The organism is Amycolatopsis sp. A1MSW2902 (assembly GCF_017312175.1).
Classification (GTDB): Bacteria; Actinomycetota; Actinomycetes; order Mycobacteriales; family Pseudonocardiaceae; genus Amycolatopsis; species Amycolatopsis nivea.
Genome location: NZ_QJPO01000001.1, coordinates 8,141,722 through 8,158,683 on the forward strand (window position 1 = coordinate 8,141,722; position 16,962 = coordinate 8,158,683).

The 16,962-nt window shown below is 69.5% G+C and carries 13 protein-coding genes; 9 read left to right on the top strand and 4 right to left on the bottom strand.

What is annotated here, in order from left to right; translation table 11 throughout:
• Positions 1 to 107: 107 nt before the first annotated feature.
• The 5 genes from DMP23_RS38100 (at position 108) to DMP23_RS38120 (ending at position 7,558) form a co-directional block, all read left to right on the top strand.
• Positions 108 to 2,783 carry a sensor histidine kinase gene (locus tag DMP23_RS38100; RefSeq protein ID WP_337823896.1) on the top strand — a complete coding sequence of 892 codons (2,676 nt, stop codon included), beginning with the start codon at positions 108 to 110 and terminating at the stop codon, positions 2,781 to 2,783.
• A gap of 3 nt (positions 2,784 to 2,786) precedes the next feature.
• Complete coding sequence (locus DMP23_RS38105; RefSeq protein ID WP_238604054.1) at positions 2,787 to 3,464, top strand: copper homeostasis protein CutC; 678 nt, start codon at positions 2,787 to 2,789, stop codon at positions 3,462 to 3,464.
• Positions 3,465 to 3,790: 326 nt separating this feature from the next.
• Complete coding sequence (locus DMP23_RS38110; protein WP_043827290.1) at positions 3,791 to 5,431, top strand: S53 family peptidase; 1,641 nt, start codon at positions 3,791 to 3,793, stop codon at positions 5,429 to 5,431.
• Positions 5,432 to 5,532: 101 nt separating this feature from the next.
• Positions 5,533 to 6,750, top strand: coding sequence for an acyl-CoA dehydrogenase family protein (locus DMP23_RS38115; protein WP_337823897.1), 1,218 nt, complete (start codon positions 5,533 to 5,535; stop codon positions 6,748 to 6,750).
• A gap of 91 nt (positions 6,751 to 6,841) precedes the next feature.
• A complete protein-coding gene (locus DMP23_RS38120) occupies positions 6,842 to 7,558 on the top strand; it encodes a hypothetical protein (RefSeq protein WP_337823898.1) in 717 nt (238 codons plus the stop codon).
• Here DMP23_RS38120 and DMP23_RS38125 read toward each other — a convergent pair whose 3' ends face one another.
• Genes DMP23_RS38125 through DMP23_RS38140 form a run of 4 tightly spaced genes read right to left on the bottom strand, consistent with a single transcriptional unit; the run spans position 7,559 to position 10,978 of the window.
• The gene (locus tag DMP23_RS38125) at positions 7,559 to 8,410 is read right to left on the bottom strand and encodes an ABC transporter ATP-binding protein (RefSeq protein ID WP_337823899.1); all 852 of its coding nucleotides are present in this window, start codon (positions 8,408 to 8,410) and stop codon (positions 7,559 to 7,561) included.
• A 15-nt stretch (positions 8,411 to 8,425) separates the two neighbouring features.
• Positions 8,426 to 9,250 carry an ABC transporter permease gene (locus DMP23_RS38130; RefSeq protein ID WP_043827293.1) on the bottom strand — a complete coding sequence of 275 codons (825 nt, stop codon included), beginning with the start codon at positions 9,248 to 9,250 and terminating at the stop codon, positions 8,426 to 8,428.
• A complete protein-coding gene (locus tag DMP23_RS38135) occupies positions 9,247 to 10,014 on the bottom strand; it encodes an ABC transporter permease (RefSeq protein WP_037807847.1) in 768 nt (255 codons plus the stop codon). Before DMP23_RS38135 ends, DMP23_RS38130 begins: the two co-directional genes overlap by 4 nt.
• 1 nt (position 10,015) lies before the next feature.
• Complete coding sequence (locus DMP23_RS38140; RefSeq protein ID WP_037809278.1) at positions 10,016 to 10,978, bottom strand: ABC transporter substrate-binding protein; 963 nt, start codon at positions 10,976 to 10,978, stop codon at positions 10,016 to 10,018.
• 700 nt (positions 10,979 to 11,678) lie between these two features.
• On the opposite strand from DMP23_RS38140, the gene DMP23_RS38145 reads away from it, so the two are divergent.
• The 4 genes from DMP23_RS38145 to DMP23_RS38160 are packed head-to-tail and all read left to right on the top strand — an operon-like array spanning position 11,679 to position 16,622.
• Positions 11,679 to 14,759, top strand: coding sequence for a sensor histidine kinase (locus DMP23_RS38145; protein ID WP_336161628.1), 3,081 nt, complete (start codon positions 11,679 to 11,681; stop codon positions 14,757 to 14,759).
• Positions 14,756 to 15,232, top strand: coding sequence for a roadblock/LC7 domain-containing protein (locus DMP23_RS38150; protein WP_369871052.1), 477 nt, complete (start codon positions 14,756 to 14,758; stop codon positions 15,230 to 15,232). Before DMP23_RS38145 ends, DMP23_RS38150 begins: the two co-directional genes overlap by 4 nt.
• Before the next feature lie 27 nt (positions 15,233 to 15,259).
• Complete coding sequence (locus DMP23_RS38155) at positions 15,260 to 16,036, top strand: DUF742 domain-containing protein (protein WP_037807839.1); 777 nt, start codon at positions 15,260 to 15,262, stop codon at positions 16,034 to 16,036.
• Positions 16,017 to 16,622 carry a GTP-binding protein gene (locus DMP23_RS38160; RefSeq protein WP_037807836.1) on the top strand — a complete coding sequence of 202 codons (606 nt, stop codon included), beginning with the start codon at positions 16,017 to 16,019 and terminating at the stop codon, positions 16,620 to 16,622. Before DMP23_RS38155 ends, DMP23_RS38160 begins: the two co-directional genes overlap by 20 nt.
• Positions 16,623 to 16,962: the final 340 nt, after the last annotated feature.

The window sequence follows — 16,962 nt, forward strand, 5'->3', positions numbered from 1 at the left end:
AGGGTGGCTTCCCGATCTTTTCGCCGGCAACTACCGAGCGGTAGTTTCCGGCTGGAGCCCGATGACGTCCGTGGGCAGAGGTCCCCGCGGTGGAAAAGGAAGCACAGGTGACCCGTCGCGACGACCGTCCCCGTTCGGGTGACGCGACGGATCCGGCTGCCTCGCGCCCGGTCGGCGGCGGCTGGCGGCTGCGGAACTGGCGGCTGCGCACCAAGCTCTTCGTCGTCCTGCTGATCCCGGCGCTCGCCGTGGTCGTGCTGGTCGGCCTCCGGGTCAACAGCGACCTGCGCGACGCCCGCCAGCTCGCCGAGTTCGCCGCCCGCTGCCGGATCGACTCGACGGTCGCCGAGGTCGTGCACCAGTTGCAGCGCGAACGCGACGTCACGGTGCGCTTCGTCGCGGGCGACCGCAAGGGGGCCACTGACGTCCTCGTCGGCCAGCGCACCCGGGTCGACCTGGCGATCGGCGCGTTCGAGCGGTCGCTCGCCGACAGCAAATCGCGGCTCGACGAGTCCGCGGCGGGCGATCTGCAGCAGAGCGACGACCGGCTGCGAGTGCTGGGCGGCCTTCGGTATTCGGCTGAACACTCCGCGTATCCGGCGGACGCGGTGCTCCGTTCCTACAGCGAGCTGATCTCCGGCCTGCTCGACATCAGCGACACCGCCGCGGCCGACGTCACCGAACCCGACCTGGCCCGGCTGCGGCTCGCCGGGAACGCGCTCGCGCGGATCAAGGACCAGATGTCGGTCAAGCGCGCGATCATGTCCGAGGCGATCGCGCAGGGCACGCTCAACCGGGACCGGACGCGCGCGCTGCTCGGCGCGGAAGCCGAACTGGCCGCCGCGCGCAGCGACTACCGCACCTTCGCGACTCCGGACGAGCAGCGGATGTACTCGGACACGGTGATCGGCATCGTCGTCGACATCGGCAACGACATGGTCGAGTCGGCGCTCACGCGCACGGAGAACAACCAGCCGCTGTCCGGTCTGGACGCGGACCAGTGGGACACCGCGTCGACGTACACGGTCAATCTCGCCCACCAGGTGCAGCAGGCGCTGCTCGTCCAGCTTCAGGAGAAAACGGACGCGCGGGCCGCCAGCGCCCGCGCCTCGACGATCTGGGACGGCGGAATCGTCATCGGCGTCCTGTTGGTCGCCGGTGTCCTGTCGGTGGTGATCGCGCGTTCGCTGCTGCGGCCGTTGCGGATCCTGCGCCGCACCGCGCTGGAGGTCGCCGACCACCGGCTGCCCGAGGCGGTGCAGCGGCTGCTCACCGAGCCCGATCCGGCTCCGGAGAACCTGCGGCACCGAGCGGCGGTCGCGCCGGTGCCGATCTTCACCCGCGAGGAAGTCGGGCAGGTCGCGCGCGCGTTCGACGCGGTGCACGGCGAGGCGGTCCGGCTGGCTGCCGAGCAGGCGATGCTGCGCGAGAACGTGAACGCGATGTTCGTCAACCTGTCGCAGCGCAGCCAGGACCTGGTGGAGCGGCAGCTGTCCGTGCTCGACCGGATGGAGGCGGGCGAACAGGACCCGGAGACCCTCGGCGGGCTGTTCGAACTCGACCACCTCGCCACCCGGATGCGGCGCAACAGCGAGAACCTGCTGGTGCTGTCCGGCACCGACCTCGTGCGCGAGGACACCGGACCGGTGGTGGCCGACGAGATCATCGGGGCCGCACTGTCCGAAGTGGAGGATTACCAGCGGATCGAGATCGGCCCGGCCCCCGCGCTCGCGGTGCGCGGCGACGCGGTCAACGACCTGGTGCACGTGGTGTCCGAGCTGCTGGAGAACGCCACCCGGTACTCCGGGCCGCAGACGGCGGTCACCGTGGAGAGCGCGCGGACGGCCGACGGCGCGTGGCGGATCGAGATCACCGACCGCGGCGCGGGCATGCCGCAGGCGGAGATCGACCGCACCAACGCGCGGCTGGCGCATCCGCCGGAGGTCGACGTCGAGGTGTCGCGCCGGATGGGCCTGTTCGTGGTCGCCACGCTGGCCGAACGGCACGCCATCGCGGTGCGGTTGAGCCCGGCCGAGGGACGCGGGCTCACCGCGACGGTCGTCGTCCCGGCCACGTTGATCACGGAGGCCCCGCCGCTGCCGCAGCCGCCCGCGCCGGTCGAACCGGAACCCGCGCCCGAGCCGGAACTGCTGGCCCCGCTCGCGCCGCTGGCCCCGGCCGAGGAGCCGGAGGAGCCCGCTGAACTGGTCGCGCCGACCCTCGACGACGCCGGTCCGCTGCGGCGCGCGCCGGTGGTCGAGGAGGCGCCGTCGTGGCCCGGCCCGGCGTCGCGGTCGCATCTGGAGATCGACGCGCCGACGGACCGGATGCCTGCTTATCGCGACGTGCTGTCGCGCTGGTTCGACCTCTCGGCGCCGCCGGAGGAACCGGTCGCGCCGGAGCCGCGGGTGGTCGCGCCGATGCCGGAGGTCCCCGCCTTCGAACCCGAGCCCGAGCCCGAGCACGCCTACGCGGAGCCGCCGGAGTTCCCGACGGAAGACCCGGACGAGGCGGCCCCCGAATGGCCGGCGCCCGCGCACGCCGAACAACCGGAGTGGCCGTCGCCGGAGCACCTGGAACAAGAGGACGGCGCCGAGGACACCTGGCCGTTCCTGCGGGTCGCCGACGTGGCGGGCGGCCCCGCCGCGGAGCCGGAGCCGCGGCCGATACTCTCGCTTTCCCCCGACGCGGTGCGCGCCCGGATGACGAGTCTGCAAGGCGGCTTCCGGCGCGGCAGGCACGCCAGGGGGGAAGACACCCCGCCACTGGATCGAAACGGATGAGGCATGAGTTCGAACACCGCCCTGCTGGAAGTGATCGCGCTGGGCTGCCACGACGCGGAGCGGGCGCAGGAGGGCGGAGCGGACCGGCTCGAACTCGTCTCCGACATGGCCAGCGACGGGCTCACCCCGAGCGAGGCGACGGTGCGCGAGGTGCTCGCGGCCACTGATTTGCCGGTGCGCGTGATGCTGCGCGCGGAGAACACTTTCGACGCGCGCGCCATCGACGAGCTGTGCGCTTCGGCGGCCCGGCTGGTGTCCGCGGGTGCGCAGGAGTTCGTGTTCGGGTTCCTGACCGAGGAGGGCGAGGTCGACGCCGAGGCGTGCCGCGCGCTGCTGAAGGAGATCGACGGGCGGCCGTGGACGTTCCACCGCGCCATCGACCGTTCGCGCAACCCGATCGCCGCGTACGACGTGCTGGCCGAGCTTGGCTGCGACACCGTGCTGGCGGCGGGCCACGCGAACGGTGTCGCGAGTGGACTGTCGGTGCTGCAGCAGCTGGCGCGGCGCACTGACGGTCCCGCGCTGTTGGTCGGCGGCGGCTTGCGGGCGCAGCAGGTGCATTTGCTGCGCGCCGGCGGCGTGCGCGGATTCCACGTCGGCGGTGCGGTGCGTCCGTCCGGTTGGGACGCTCCGGTGGACGCGGCCGCCGTGCGCGAGTGGGCCGAACTCGTCAAAGGCTGACGCTCCGCTCCACTGCGGAAGGGAACCTCGCCGGGAATTCCAATTCCGGCAAGGTTCCCTTTTTTGCTTGACGAGCACAGCGCGCGTGTGCGCGCAAGGGGTCCGGATTGTCCGGGGCTTCCGCATTCCGACGTCCGATGGTTTCCGGATGCGGCGGGACATCGCGGCGGGAATCAGTCATAAATCGTGCAAGTGGAAAACAAACCAACCGCGTTAAGGTCAGCCAAAAGTAGGTTTCTTTGTTTCGAGCGGTTTTTTAGGGTCGGGGATACGGGTCGGTACCGCGATTTAGCCGGCCCGGTCCCCGCCTCTCGAGAGGAATTCTCATGCGCTTGCGCAAGCTCGTCGCCGCCGCGGTTCCGCTGCCGGCGTTGCTGTGCCTGTCCGTGGCCGGCGTCGCGAACGCCGATCCGCTGGTCGCCCTTTCCGGCAACGCCGCACCGCTCGCCGCCAGCGCGCGGTCCGGTGACGTCGCCGCTGAGCAGCAGATTCCCGCCGCCCTGTCCCTGAAACTGCACAACCAGCAGGCGCTGGCCCGCTTCCTCGCCGACGTGCAGGACCCGGCCTCGCCGCAGTACCACCGATTCCTCTCTCCGGAGCAATTCACTGCTGCATTCGGCCCAACGCAAGCCGAAGCCGATCAGGCGGTGAATTTCCTCAAGCGCAGCGGTGCACAGGGTATTGAGGTTTCCGGAAACCGCCAGGCGATCACCTTCTCGGCAACTGCCGGACAGCTGGAATCCGCCTTCCATACGCGCATCGGCAATTACACCGACACCGTCACCGGCCGGAAGTTCTACGCCAACGACTCCGCGCCGGAATTGCCCGCTTCGGTGTCCTCGGTGGTCGATTCGGTCGTCGGCCTCGACAATCACGCGGTGAAGCACCACGCGAAGCCGACGCAGGCGCCGCGCACGGTCAAGCCGGTGACGCCGAGCATCCTCAAAACCGCGTACGGCACCAGCGGCATGTCCGCCACCGGCGCGGGCGTGAATGTCGGTTTCGTGGAGTTCGACGGCTACAAGAAGTCCGACATCACCGCGTACGACACCAAGTACGGCCTCAAGGGCGGTTCGGTCAGCACGGTTTCGGTCAACGGAGCCAACTACGACTCGAGCCCCGGCGACGGCCAGACCGAGGTCGACCTGGACATCGAGGTCGTGCACGCGCTCGCCGCCCCGGCGAACGACTACGTGTACGAGGCCCCGAACTCCAACGCGGGCGAGCTGGCGATGTACCAGAAGATCGCGTCGGACAAGAAGGTCAGCGTCGTCTCGATCTCGTGGGGCTCCTGCGAGGCGGCGGAAGGCTCGGCCGCGGCCAACAGCGTCGACAAGGCGCTCGCGACCGGCACCGCCGAGGGCATCAGCTACTTCGCCGCCGCGGGCGACGACGGCACCACCGACTGCGCCCGCCAGACCGGCAGCAAAGCCCAGGCGGTGGACTTCCCGGCGTCGAGCCCGAACGTCTCCGGCGTCGGCGGCACGCAGCTGACGGTGAACTCGTCGAACGGCTACAGCAGCGAGACGACGTGGAACGACGGTGCTTCCGGCGGAGCGGGCGGCGGCGGCATCTCGACGATCTTCGCCGCGCCGTCGTGGCAGTCCAAGCAGAGCACGACCAAGCGCAAGGTCCCGGACGTCGCCGGGGACGCCGCGCAGGGTTCGGCGTACACGATCATCTCCGGCGGACAGACCGGGAACGTGTGGGGCACCTCGGGCGCGGCTCCGCTGTGGGCGGGCTTCGCGGCGCTGCAGAACGAGGTCCACAAGGGCGGCCTCGGCAACCTGAACGCGAAGTTCTACAGCATCGGCAACGGTTCCTCGTACGGTTCCGGTTTCCACGACGTGACGACCGGCAACAACACCTTCAACGGCACCACCGGCTTCTCCGCAGGCACGGGCTATGACCAGACGACCGGCTGGGGCTCGTTCAACGGCTCCGGACTGTCCAAACTGATCGGCTGAGCGCACCGCACGGGAGCGCCTGTCCTGGGGTCCACCCGGGACAGGCGCTCCCGTGCGTTCGGCCGATTGACCAAGATCCGGGACGCTGTTTTGATGGCCGGGTGCAGCCTCTCCTGACGCCGAAGCAGCAGGCCCTCGTCGACCGTGCCGCCAAGCTCGCGGACATTTTCGCCGAGCGCGCGGCCGAGCACGACCGGGAAAACACGTTCCCGCACGAGAATTACGACGACCTGCGGGAAGCGGGCTTCCTCCGGCTGTCGGTCCCGGAGGAACTCGGCGGCTCGGGGGCCGGGCTGCCGGAAATCCTGCCGGTGCTGGAACGGCTCGCGATGGGCGACGGCGCGACCGCGCTGGCGTTCACGATGCACCTGTCGCCGCTGGGACAGTGGGCGAGCGTCTGGCGGCGCACGAAGGCGCCCCGGCTGGCGGAACTGCTGCGCAAAGCGGTGGACGGCGAACTGGTCTGGGCGTCGATCACCAGCGAAACGGGCCTGCGCAACGACATGACGGACGCGAAGACCCGCGCGGTCCGCGTCGAAGGCGGCTTCGAACTGTCCGGCCGCAAGAGCTTCGCGACCAACTCGGCGGTCGCCACGCACTGCTCCACCACCGCCCGCTACGAGGACGCCGACGGCGGCCCGCGGCTGCTGCTGTGCCAGATCGCGCTGGACGCGCCGGGCGTCACGATCCACCAGACGTGGAACACCATGGGCATGCGCGGCACCCAGAGCAACGACGTCGAACTGGACAAGGTGTTCGTCGAGGACGCCGCGGTGGTGCACTCGCTGCCGGTGAAGCACCTCGACTCGCGGGTGCTGGAAACCGTCTGGGCCTGGGCGATGCCCGCGTTCTCGGCGGTCTACACCGGAATCGCGGCCGGCGCGCTCGACTGGACCGTGCGGACGCTGGTCCAGCGCGGCAAGGCCGAGGACCCGGTGCTGCAGGACGTGATCGGCGAATGCCAGATCCTGCTGGAAAGCTCCCGCGCGCTGATCTACCGCCAGGCCGACGAGGTGACGAGCCGCCGCCTGTTCACCGGGGACATCCAGGACGGCGTGGCCCGCAGCGCGATCGTGAAGTACACGGCGGCGAACAACGCGGTCCAGGTGATGCAGCGGCTGGTCGACGCGCTGGGCGGCATGTCCTACACGAAGGCGCTGCCGTTCGAGCGCATGTGGCGCGACGTGCAGGCGAGCACGTTCATGCCGATGGGCAACCTGGCGACCCGGAAACTGGTCGGGGCCAACGTGCTGGGCGTGCGGACGCTGCCGGAGATCGGCCCGGACGAGACCGGACCGGATTCCCGGGCCAAGGGCTGAACGGGTGAACCCGGCCGGAACCGGGTGAGTTCTCGCTGCTCAGGGGCTATCTTGAGCGCTTCGGTCTTGGTGTCCAGGGGAGGGACAGCGAGTGGCGAAGCAGAAATTCCGCACGCTCAAGGACGGGCGAGTAGTCCCGATCAACGAGGGCGGCGGCGCGAAGGTTTTCGTGGCCGGAGTGGCGGTCGTCGCCGCTGTCGGAGGCGGCACGGCGGCCGGGATCGGCGGTTCCGCGAGCGTGGGATCCGGGGCCGCCGCGGAGGCGCTGCCGGGAAACCTCGCCGGGGACGTCGCGGATTCCCTGCCCGGCCGCAGTCTCGAGACGCGCAAAGCCGAGGGCAAGAAGTCCGCGAAGCGCGGCCGCAAGGACGAAACCTTCAGCCGGTTCAAGCTCAAACAGCTGAAGCAGGCCGCGAAACACGAGAGCGATTGCCTGCTGAACTCCACCGACCGCGTCCGGGATTACCTCGCGGAGCACCGCTGCACCTCATTGGATCGCAACCTCTTCGCCGTCGGTGACGGTCACGGCAACGCAGCGGTGATTTCCGTTGCCCGCGTAGGGTTTCCGAAGAAGAGCGACGCCGAAGGCTGCGAGCAGGTCGAAGAGGTGCAGGGCAGCGGGGACGTCAAACCCCTTGGCGCTGCCCTGCTCGGCCTCGACGGCGTGCACTTCTCCGGTCACCACTTCCAGTCCAGAGTGGACGGTCGGGCGATGGTGGTCGCCGAAACGGAAACCGTTGCCGGACACGTAGATCCCGGCACCCTCGACGCGCTTGCCGACGTCTCGGTGTGGTTCCCGAAGCTGTGACTACTTCTTCTCCGGAACGACAGCGGCCTCGGAAGCAGCGGCCTCCGCCGCCTCCTGCTCCGCCAGGTCGGCCGCCGCCTGCACGGCCGGACCGTGCAGCAGCCGGGCCACTTCACCGCGCAGCGAAACGAATTCCGCCGATTCCCGCGTCGTGATCTGGTCCCGCTGAGCGGGCAGGTCCACCTTCAGGTCCGCCACGATCCGCGCCGGCGACTTCGACAGCACCAGCACCCGGTCGCCGAGGTACACGCTCTCGTCGATGTCGTGCGTAACCAGCAACACCGTCGTGCCCTGTTCGACCTGGACCCGGCGCAGCAGGTCTTCCAGCTCGAACCGCGTCTGCGCGTCCACCGACGCGAACGGCTCGTCCATCAGCAGCAGCGCCGGACGGCTCGCCAGCGCGCGGGCGATCGACACCCGCTGCTGCATGCCGCCCGAAAGCTGCCACGGGTACTTGTTCACCGCGGCCGAAAGTCCGACCGCCTCGAGCGCTTCGGCGGCTCGGGCACGCCGGGTCGCCTTGTCGAGTTTGCTCCAGCGCAGCGGGAATTCCACGTTCTTCGCGACCGACAGCCACGGGAACAGGGAACGGCTGTAGTCCTGGAACACCACGGCGAGATCGTCCGGCACCGAGGTGACGCGGTCGCCGTGCAGGCTCACCGTGCCCGCGGTCGGCGGGATCAGGCCGGCGATCGCGCGCAGCAGGGTGGACTTGCCGCAGCCGGACGGGCCGACGATGCACGCCAGCTGCCCGGTCTCCACCGTGAACGACAGTTCGTTGACCGCGACGTGCGCGGACTCGCCGCTGCCGTAGCGGTGGCTGAGGCCGGAGACCTCGAGCATGGTCGACATAACGGGAAAACCTTCCTAGTTCCGGCCGGGCTGCCAGCCGAGCACCCGGCGTTCGATGCCGAGCAGCGCGGCGTTGAACCCGTACCCGAGGATGCCCAGCAGCACGATCCACGCCCACATCTGGTCGAAGTCGTACGAACGCTGGGCGGCGAGCAGCGCGTAGCCGATGCCGTTGAGCGCCCCCACCAGTTCGGAGATCGCCATCAGGATCAGCGCGATCGAAAGCGACACCCGAAGCCCGGCGAAGATCTTCGGCAGCGCCGAGGGCAGCACGACCAGCCCGATCCAGTACCGCTTCGGCGTCCGGAACGCGCGGGCCGTCTCGACCTTGACCTTGTCGACCGAGCGGACGCCGTCCACTGTGTTCATCAGCACCGGCCACAGCGAGCTGAAGATGATCGTCGCGGTCTGCATGCCCGGCCCGATGCCGAACAGGATGATGAACACCGGCACGAGCGCGGGCGGCGGAATGGCGCGGAAGAACGCGAAAAGCGGTCCCACGTAATCCATTCCGGTGCGCGAGCGGCCCAGCGCGGTGCCGAGCGCGACGCCGATCACCACCGCCAGCAGCCAGCCGCCGAGCAGCCGCCCGAGGCTCGGCAGGATGTGGTCGAACACCGGTTCGCCGAGGAACAGGTGCGAGGCCGGGCCGGAGAACCACAGTTTCGCGGCCGCGGCGGCGATCTTCGACGGCGGCGGGAAGAACACGTTTTCGCTCAGCTGCGCCGCGATCTCCCACAGCACCACCAGAATCGCGAACAGCAGCCACTTGCGGGCGAACCCGCTGAGCCCGCGGCTCATCCGGCGCGTGACGGTGGAGGGTTTTTCGACCACACTCACGCGGCGGCTCCTTCGACAGCGTTGCTCCAGCGGAACAGCCGGTTGCCCAGTCGTTCGAGGCCCTCGTTCACGAGGAAGCCGAGCAGCCCGGCGACCACCGTCCCGGCGAGCACCAGGTCCATCCGGCCCGGTCCGGAACTGGCTTCGAGCACGAACTGCCCGATGCCGAGTTTCGCCCCGGCCAGGAATTCCGTGCTGATCACCAGGATCAGCGAAATCGCCGCGGACAACCGGATCCCGGTGAACACGAACGGCGCGGCGTGCGGCAGCGCGACCGAGGTCAGCACGCGCGAACGCGGAGTTCCGTAGGTGCGCGCGGTTTCCAGCAGCAGCGGGTCGATCTCGGCCAGCGCGTAAATGGTGTTGAAGAGAATCGGCCACACCGCCGCGTACACGGCGAGGGTGATCTTCGCTTCCGGACCGCCGCCGACGACGATCAGCACCAGCGGAATCAGTGCCACGGAAGGAATCGGCCGCAGGAATTCGACGATCGCCTTGGTCGCGTCGCGCAGCCAGCGGACGCTGCCGAGCAGCAGACCGGCCGGGACCGCGATGGCGATCGAGATGAGCAGCGCGATCAGCCACGCGAGCACGGAGGCGACCACGTCGCGGACGAATTCGACGTCGCCGAACAGTTCGCCGATCCGGGCGAACACCACGGTCGGCGGGGGAAGGTCGTTCTGGTCGATCAGACCGGCCCGCACGACGGCCTCCCAGATCAGGAGGAAGCCGAGCAGGCCGGTCAGGTTCCGGACGAGGCGCACGTCAGGACGCGTTCGCCTGCGGGACGATCATCGACTGCACGTCGATCTTCGACTGGATGGAACCGAACTGCTGCAGCAGGTCCGGCACCCGCTGAATGCGCCGGGCGTCCAAAGTGGACTGGAAGGTCAGCAGGTTCGTGATCTTCGCGGTCGCCTCGTCCACCTTCGAGAACTGGATCATCAGCGGCTCGATCTTGGAGCGGTCGGCCGATTCCTTGGTGGCGCGCAGCATCGCGCGCTGGAACGCGGCGACCGTCTTCGGGTTCGCGTCGGTGAACTTGCCGAGCGAGCCGTAGCCCGCGGTCGGGAAGTCCTTGGTGCCGCCGGAAGCGGTGTCGATGACCTCGACCGTCCCGTTGACCTTCGCCGACTGCGTGATGAACGGCTCGGTCAGGAAGCCCGCGTCGATGTCGCCGCGCTTGACCGCGGGGCCGATGTCCGGGAACCGCAGCGAAACCCACTTCACGTCGGTGAAGCTCACGCCGTTGTCGCGCATGACCGACTTGGTCAGCGTGTCGCAAATCGTGTTGGTGGCGGTGATCCCGATCCGCTTGCCCGCCAGGTCGTGCACGTTCTTGATGTTGCTGTTCGGCATCGCCACGACTTCGGTGCTCTTCGGGCCCGCCGAGGAGGCGTCGGCGACGAGCTTGATGTCCGCGGCACCCTTGCTCTTGGCGATGAAGAACGGCGTGTAGCTCGCGTAGGCGATGTCGACCTCGCCCGCCTGCAGCTTCTGCAGCGACGCGTCACCGCTGGCGGCGTCGACGGCTTCGACCTCGAGTCCCTCGTTCTTGAAGTAGCCGTTCTGGACCGCGAGGTGGAAAGGCACCACGTCGATCGTCGGCATGATCGAGACCTTGATCTTGGCCTTCTCGACCCCGGAGCCGCCCTTCGCGCTGCCCGAATCGTCCGATCCGCCCAGCAGGCCGCATCCGCTGGCAGTCAAGGCAACGCCGCCCGCCATAGCGAGCGACAGGAACCCGCGCCTGCCGTAGTCGCGCCGGCTGCTCACCGCTTCATCAAACAAGGTCGCTCCTAGCACATGGGCCCGCGTCTGGCATGGACGCGGGGGGAAGGTGGCTCATTGTCCGGAGTCACGCGGCTACTGTAGAGAACCAGGACGATCACTCACAATGGGTGTTCATATACGATTCAGAAGTGGTACTGGTCACTCGATCAGGTGATCGAATCCGCTGGTATGTCGGGGTATGTGAACGACCCGTGGGTGCCCGATGGGCCTTGATCCGCTGCCTGGGTGCTCTCCGGGCAACTTCTGGAGGGTTACAAATGGGCCAGGCGTTCGCTACCCTCTGCTCCGGCAATGTGAGGTGTGGACCACCGATGTAGTGAGAGCCCGGACTTGGGAAAAGGGCTCTCCGCGTACTCCGGCGACGAGCCGGTGGGGGTGGCCTCGGCCGAACGGACTAAGAGATCGACCACGTGCGGGGACCGAACGTCATGTCAGACCTGAACCGATTCCGCGCCCGAGGCGACGGGCAGCCGCACCGCGAAGTCGATCTTTTCACTCGAAAGGGTGTAACAGTCCGGGACGCGGTCCAGACCACTCAGGTGGCGGATTACCTGCCGGGAGCGTGCGCGTAGTGGCCACGAGCACGGCAGGTTCGGAATCAACGGGCCCCTCGGGCCCGGACGGTGGTGCGGCGGTGCCGAACGAAGACACCGCGGGGGCAGGGGAGGCCTCCGCTCAGGAGAACGCGGGGACCGCGCAGCAGCGGTCCTGGCTCGCGCTCGGCAACTGGCGATTGCGGTCGAAGCTCGCGCTCATTCTCCTCATCCCCACGATCACCGCGCTGGTGCTCGGCGTGCTGCGCGTGGTCGACGACGTGCGGTCGGCAGTCGACCTCAACCACACCGCCAACCAGGTCGCCTTCGCCGAGAAGGTCACCGCGGTCGTGCACGACCTGCAGCGCGAGCGCGCGCTGGCGGTGGTCCGGATCTCGTCGGCGGACCCGCTGCGCCAGACCGGCCTCGACGCGCAGATGGCGAAGGTCGACCGCGACGTCGACGACCTGCGCAACGCCGCGGTCAACCTCGACAACGACGACCAGGCGGCCAGCGACCGCTACGCGCACGGCCTCCAGCGCCTCGACGCGCTGCGCCCGCTGCGCGCGGCGATGACCACCTCGGCCTACTCCGACCGCGCGGTCCTCGACACCTACTCTTCGGTGCTCGACTCGCTTATCCAGCTCGGCCGCGAGGTCTCCACCGCGACCACCAACCGCGACCTGCTCCGCCTCGGCACGAGCACGCAGTCGATCAGCGAGGCGAAGGAGTTCATCCTCCGCGGCGACTCCGCGCTGCAGATCGCCGCGTTCCGCGACGGCTTCCCCGGCAACCTGATCGACGAGACCCGGGCCGCCGAGGCCAGCGGCGACGCGTCGATCACCGCGTTCCTCGCCAACGCCACCGGCGACCAGGTCCAGCTCTACAACGACACCTACTCCGGACCCGAGGTCGACGAGCGTCGGCGTTTGCAGACACAGGCGTTCTCCTTCGCCCAGCAGAGCCAGCCGCTCAACCTCGACGGCACCAAGCTCGGCCAGGACTCCACCGTCGCCGCCGACAAACTGCGCGCGGTCGAGGTCAACCTGCTGACCCAGCTGCGCGCCCAGGCCGACGAACTGGCCAGCAACGCGGTGCGTTCGGCGTGGGTCGGCGGCGTCATCGTCCTCGCCGCGCTGGTCGCCGCGCTGATGCTGATGCTCGTCATCGCCCGGCTGATGCTGCGCCCGCTGCGGGTGCTGCGGAAGACCGCGCTGGACGTCGCCTACACCCGGCTGCCGGAAACCGTGCAGGCGATCCTGGACGACCCGGACCCGGTCAACGCCTCGAAGAAAGCGGTCGACCCGGTCCCGGTCCTCACCCGCGACGAGATCGGCGAAGTGGCGCGCTCGTTCGACGTGGTGCACGAGCAGGCGGTCAAGATGGCCGCCGAACAGGCACTGCTGCGCGAGAACGTCAACGGCATCTTCGTGAACCTCTCCCGGCGGTCGCAGCGGCTGGTGGAACGCCAGCTCGGCGTCATCGACCGGCTCGAGGCCGACGAGCAGGACCCGGACCATCTCGCGAGCCTGTTCGAGCTCGACCACCTGGCGACCCGGTTGCGCCGGAACGGCGAATCGCTGCTGGTGCTTTCGGGCGCGGGCCTCGCGAAGTCGGTGCCCAAGCCGGTGCCCGCGGCCGACGTGATCGGCGCGGCGGTGTCGGAGATCGAGCAGTACGCCCGCATCGAGATCGGGATCGTGCCCGAGGTCGCGGTGCAGGGCCTCGCGATCCACGACCTCGTGCACGTGCTCGCGGAACTGCTCGACAACGCGACCTACTTCTCCGAACCGGAAACCAAGATCACCGTCCGCGCGGTCATCACGCGCAAGAAGGCGCTGGCGATCCAGGTCACCGACCACGGCGTCGGGATGAGCGAGGAGCGCCTCGCCGAGGTCAACGAGCGCCTCGCCGACCCGCCGGACCTTGACGTGTCGGTGACGAGGCGGATGGGTCTGTACGTGGTCGCGCGGCTGGCCCAGCGGCACGGCATCGAGGTGCGGCTGCGCGAGAACGAGGACATCGAGGGCGGCGTGATCGCCCGCGTCGTGGTCCCGGTCGAGCTGCTCACCCAGGTCCGGACGGTTCCGCCGGCGATGCGGAACACCCCGCCGCCGCCGAACCGCAACGAGGTCTCGCACCCGAGCCTCCCGCCGCTGAACCGCGAGCCGGAACCGTCGAACCCGCTTCCGCTCTCGCCGCCGCCCGCGGCCGCCGAGCTGACCGAGGCAATGGGCTCGACCGGCTCCGGTGCGGCGTCCGACAACGGCGGACTGGTCCCGCTCGACCAGCCGATCAGCCTCGACGACCTCGTCGCGGGCAACCGCGCGGCCGGTCCGTTCCTCAGCCCGGCGACGCCCGCCTCGGAAGCCCCGGCGTGGCCGACCGCGGAAGACCTCGCGCCGCTCACTCGCGAGTCGTACGGCGAGGGCGCGAGCCTGGCGCAGACCGAATTCCCGCCGCTGGTGCTGCCGAAGCGGGAGCCGAAGTACGTCGCTCCGGAAGCGCCGAAGGAGCAGCCGCCCGCCGAGCCGGACGGTTCCGCCGCGCTCGAGGACGACGTGCCGACCCGGCGGCTGCCGATCTACCAGTCGGTGCTGTCGCGCTGGTTCAGCGAGGGCGAGGACAGCGAGCCCGGCACCGGAACGGCGCAGTCCGCCGCGTCGGAGCCGGAGCCGGAAGCCGCCGAGACTCCCGCCGCCGAGCCGCGGGAGCGGGACGAGACTCCGGCCGAGCCGGTGCGGCAGCAGGCGAGCGAACCGCTCGAGTCGACGCCGCTCTACCCCGGTTCCGACGAGCCGGAAGACGACAGCTGGCACAGCGTCTCCGACGAAGGATGGCAGGCGGCGCAGTCGCTGCTCGAATCCAAGAACGAGGAGATCACGCCCGCCGGGCTGCCCAAACGCGTGCCCAACGCGTACCTGGTCCCCGGCTCGATCGGCAACGCGCCGGAACCGGCGCAGCAGAACTCGTTCACGGACGCGACCACCGGAATGCCCGGAACGGGTGCGATCACCCGCTCGGCGACGGCTGCCCGCAGCCGGATGGCAAGCTTCCAGCGTGGGTACAAGTCCGGAAGGCACGCACTGAAGGAGCGGCCGCCGGACGCCCGGCTCGACGACGACGGGGTTCGCGTCACCGGGGCCGGGTATGTGAGCGACAGCAGTGAGGAGCGAGAGTGACACGGGCGGGAGTGCAGCCGGGAGGCGGCTCGGTGCAGCCGAACGGCAGGCAGGCCGGCGGCAGCGCGGCGAGCAGCTTCGCGTGGCTGATCACGGACTTCGTCCACCGGGTGCCCGGTGCGGCGCACGCGGTGGTCGTCTCGGCCGACGGTCTGCTGCTCGCGTCTTCGCGCGGGCTGCCGAAGGACCGGGCGGACCAGCTGGCGGCCGTCGCCTCGGGGCTGACCAGCCTCGCGCGCGGTGCGGCGAAGGTGTTCGAGGGCGGCCCGGTCGCGCAGACCGTGGTCGAGATGGCGAACGGATTCCTCTTCTTGATGTCGGTGTCCGACGGCTCGTGCCTCGCGGTGCTGGGTTCGCCGGAGAGCGACATCGGCTTGGTGGTGTACGAGATGACTCTGCTGGTCGAACGGGTCGGCCAGCAGCTGACACCGGAGATGCGGGCACAACTGCAGGGCGCTGCGGTCCGTCGCTAGGCGGACCTAGGACTACAGGAGTAAACCGTGGACGACGGGCGCTTGCGCGGCGATGGCCGGCTCGGTGACGAGCACACCGGGGGCTGGGGCGATCGGGACCAGAGCCGGGAGGACTGGAAGTCCTTCCGGGACCGGGTCGACCGCGAATGGCGTTCGAGGGACGTCCAAGCCGCGGATTCCGAGCCGGTGCGCGAACCGCCGAACTGGCTGACCGATTCCAACGCCGGGCAGCAGCCGGGCATCACCGCGGTGCCCGGGTACCGCGAGCGGCTGCTCGGCGGGCCCGGTTCGGAGCTGTTCGGCGGGGCGAGCGGACCGCTGTACGACTCGGCCGAGTTCGCCGCGTTCAGCGCCGAACGCGACGGGTCGCCGGGACCCTCGAGCTTCCCGTCGAACGGATTGGCCGCCGCGCTGCCGATGCAGGCGGCGGGCGAATACGTGGACGAGCCCGCCGAGGTGGAGACCTCCGGGCTGGTCCGGCCTTACTTCCGCACCCGCGGACGCACGAAGCCCACCTACGACCTCGCGATCGAGGCGCTGGTGTCGACGAGCGAACAGGGCAGGGTGCTTGACCGCGTCCGCGTGCCGGAGCACCGGTCGATCTGCGACCTGTGCCTCGACACCCGGTCGGTCGCCGAGGTGGCCGCGCTCCTGCGGCTTCCGCTCGGCGTGGTGCGGGTGCTGATTGGTGACGTGGCGGGCCTCGGCCTGGTGCTCGTGCACACGAGCAGCAGCACGAATTCGGGCGACCGCCCCAGTATCGAGTTCATGGAAAGGGTGCTCAGTGGGCTTCGGAGAATTTGACTCCGACGCGAACACACCGCAGACGGGTCCGACCTCGTCGGCCAAGATCGTGGTCGCGGGTGGGTTCGGTTCGGGCAAGACGACTCTGGTCGGGGCGATCTCCGAGATCGACCCGCTGACCACCGAGGCCATGATGACCGAGGCCAGCGTGGGCCACGACGACGTGTCGGCCACGCCGAACAAGTCGACCACCACGGTGGCCATGGACTTCGGCCGGATCTCGCTCGACTCCGACCTGGTGCTGTACGTGTTCGGCACGCCGGGCCAGCACCGGTTCTGGTTCATGTGGGACGACCTCGCCGTCGGCGCGATCGGCGCGGTCGTGCTGGTGGACACGCGCAGGCTCGCGGACGCGTTCCCGTCGATCGACTTCTTCGAGAACCGGAAGCTGCCCTACGTCGTGGCGATCAACTGCTTCGACCGGCTGCTGCACCACCAGATCGAGGACGTGCGGCACGCGCTCACCATCTCGCCGTCGGTCCCGATCATGGCGTGCGACGCGCGCGAGCGGGATTCGGCGAAGCAGGTGCTGATCTCGGTCGTGCAGCACGCGATCGCGCACGACACGGCTTTACGGGCGGGCTAGTCCCGTTCGCGGTCCCCGCCGCCGTCTGCGAAGGAGGCTTGCGCCGACTCCCAGATTCCCGTTACACCCCGGCTCGGGTGCGGCCGTTGGAGTGAACTCCACGGGCTTCACCCGCTTCGGGGAGTGGTGCCTCCGAGCGGGGCAGCTGAGTAGTCCTGTCCCGCTCGCGGCCGAGGCCGGCCGCCCCTGATCGGGGCGTCGGACCGGCGGTGACCTGCACGGACATCCCGCTGCGCACGGTGGCCGCCGCCACCACCGAGTGACCCGCGAATGCGTGGTTGTGCATGCGTTCGCGCGACGTTACATCCGGCAGACACGTACCGTGCCCGGGCACACGCTC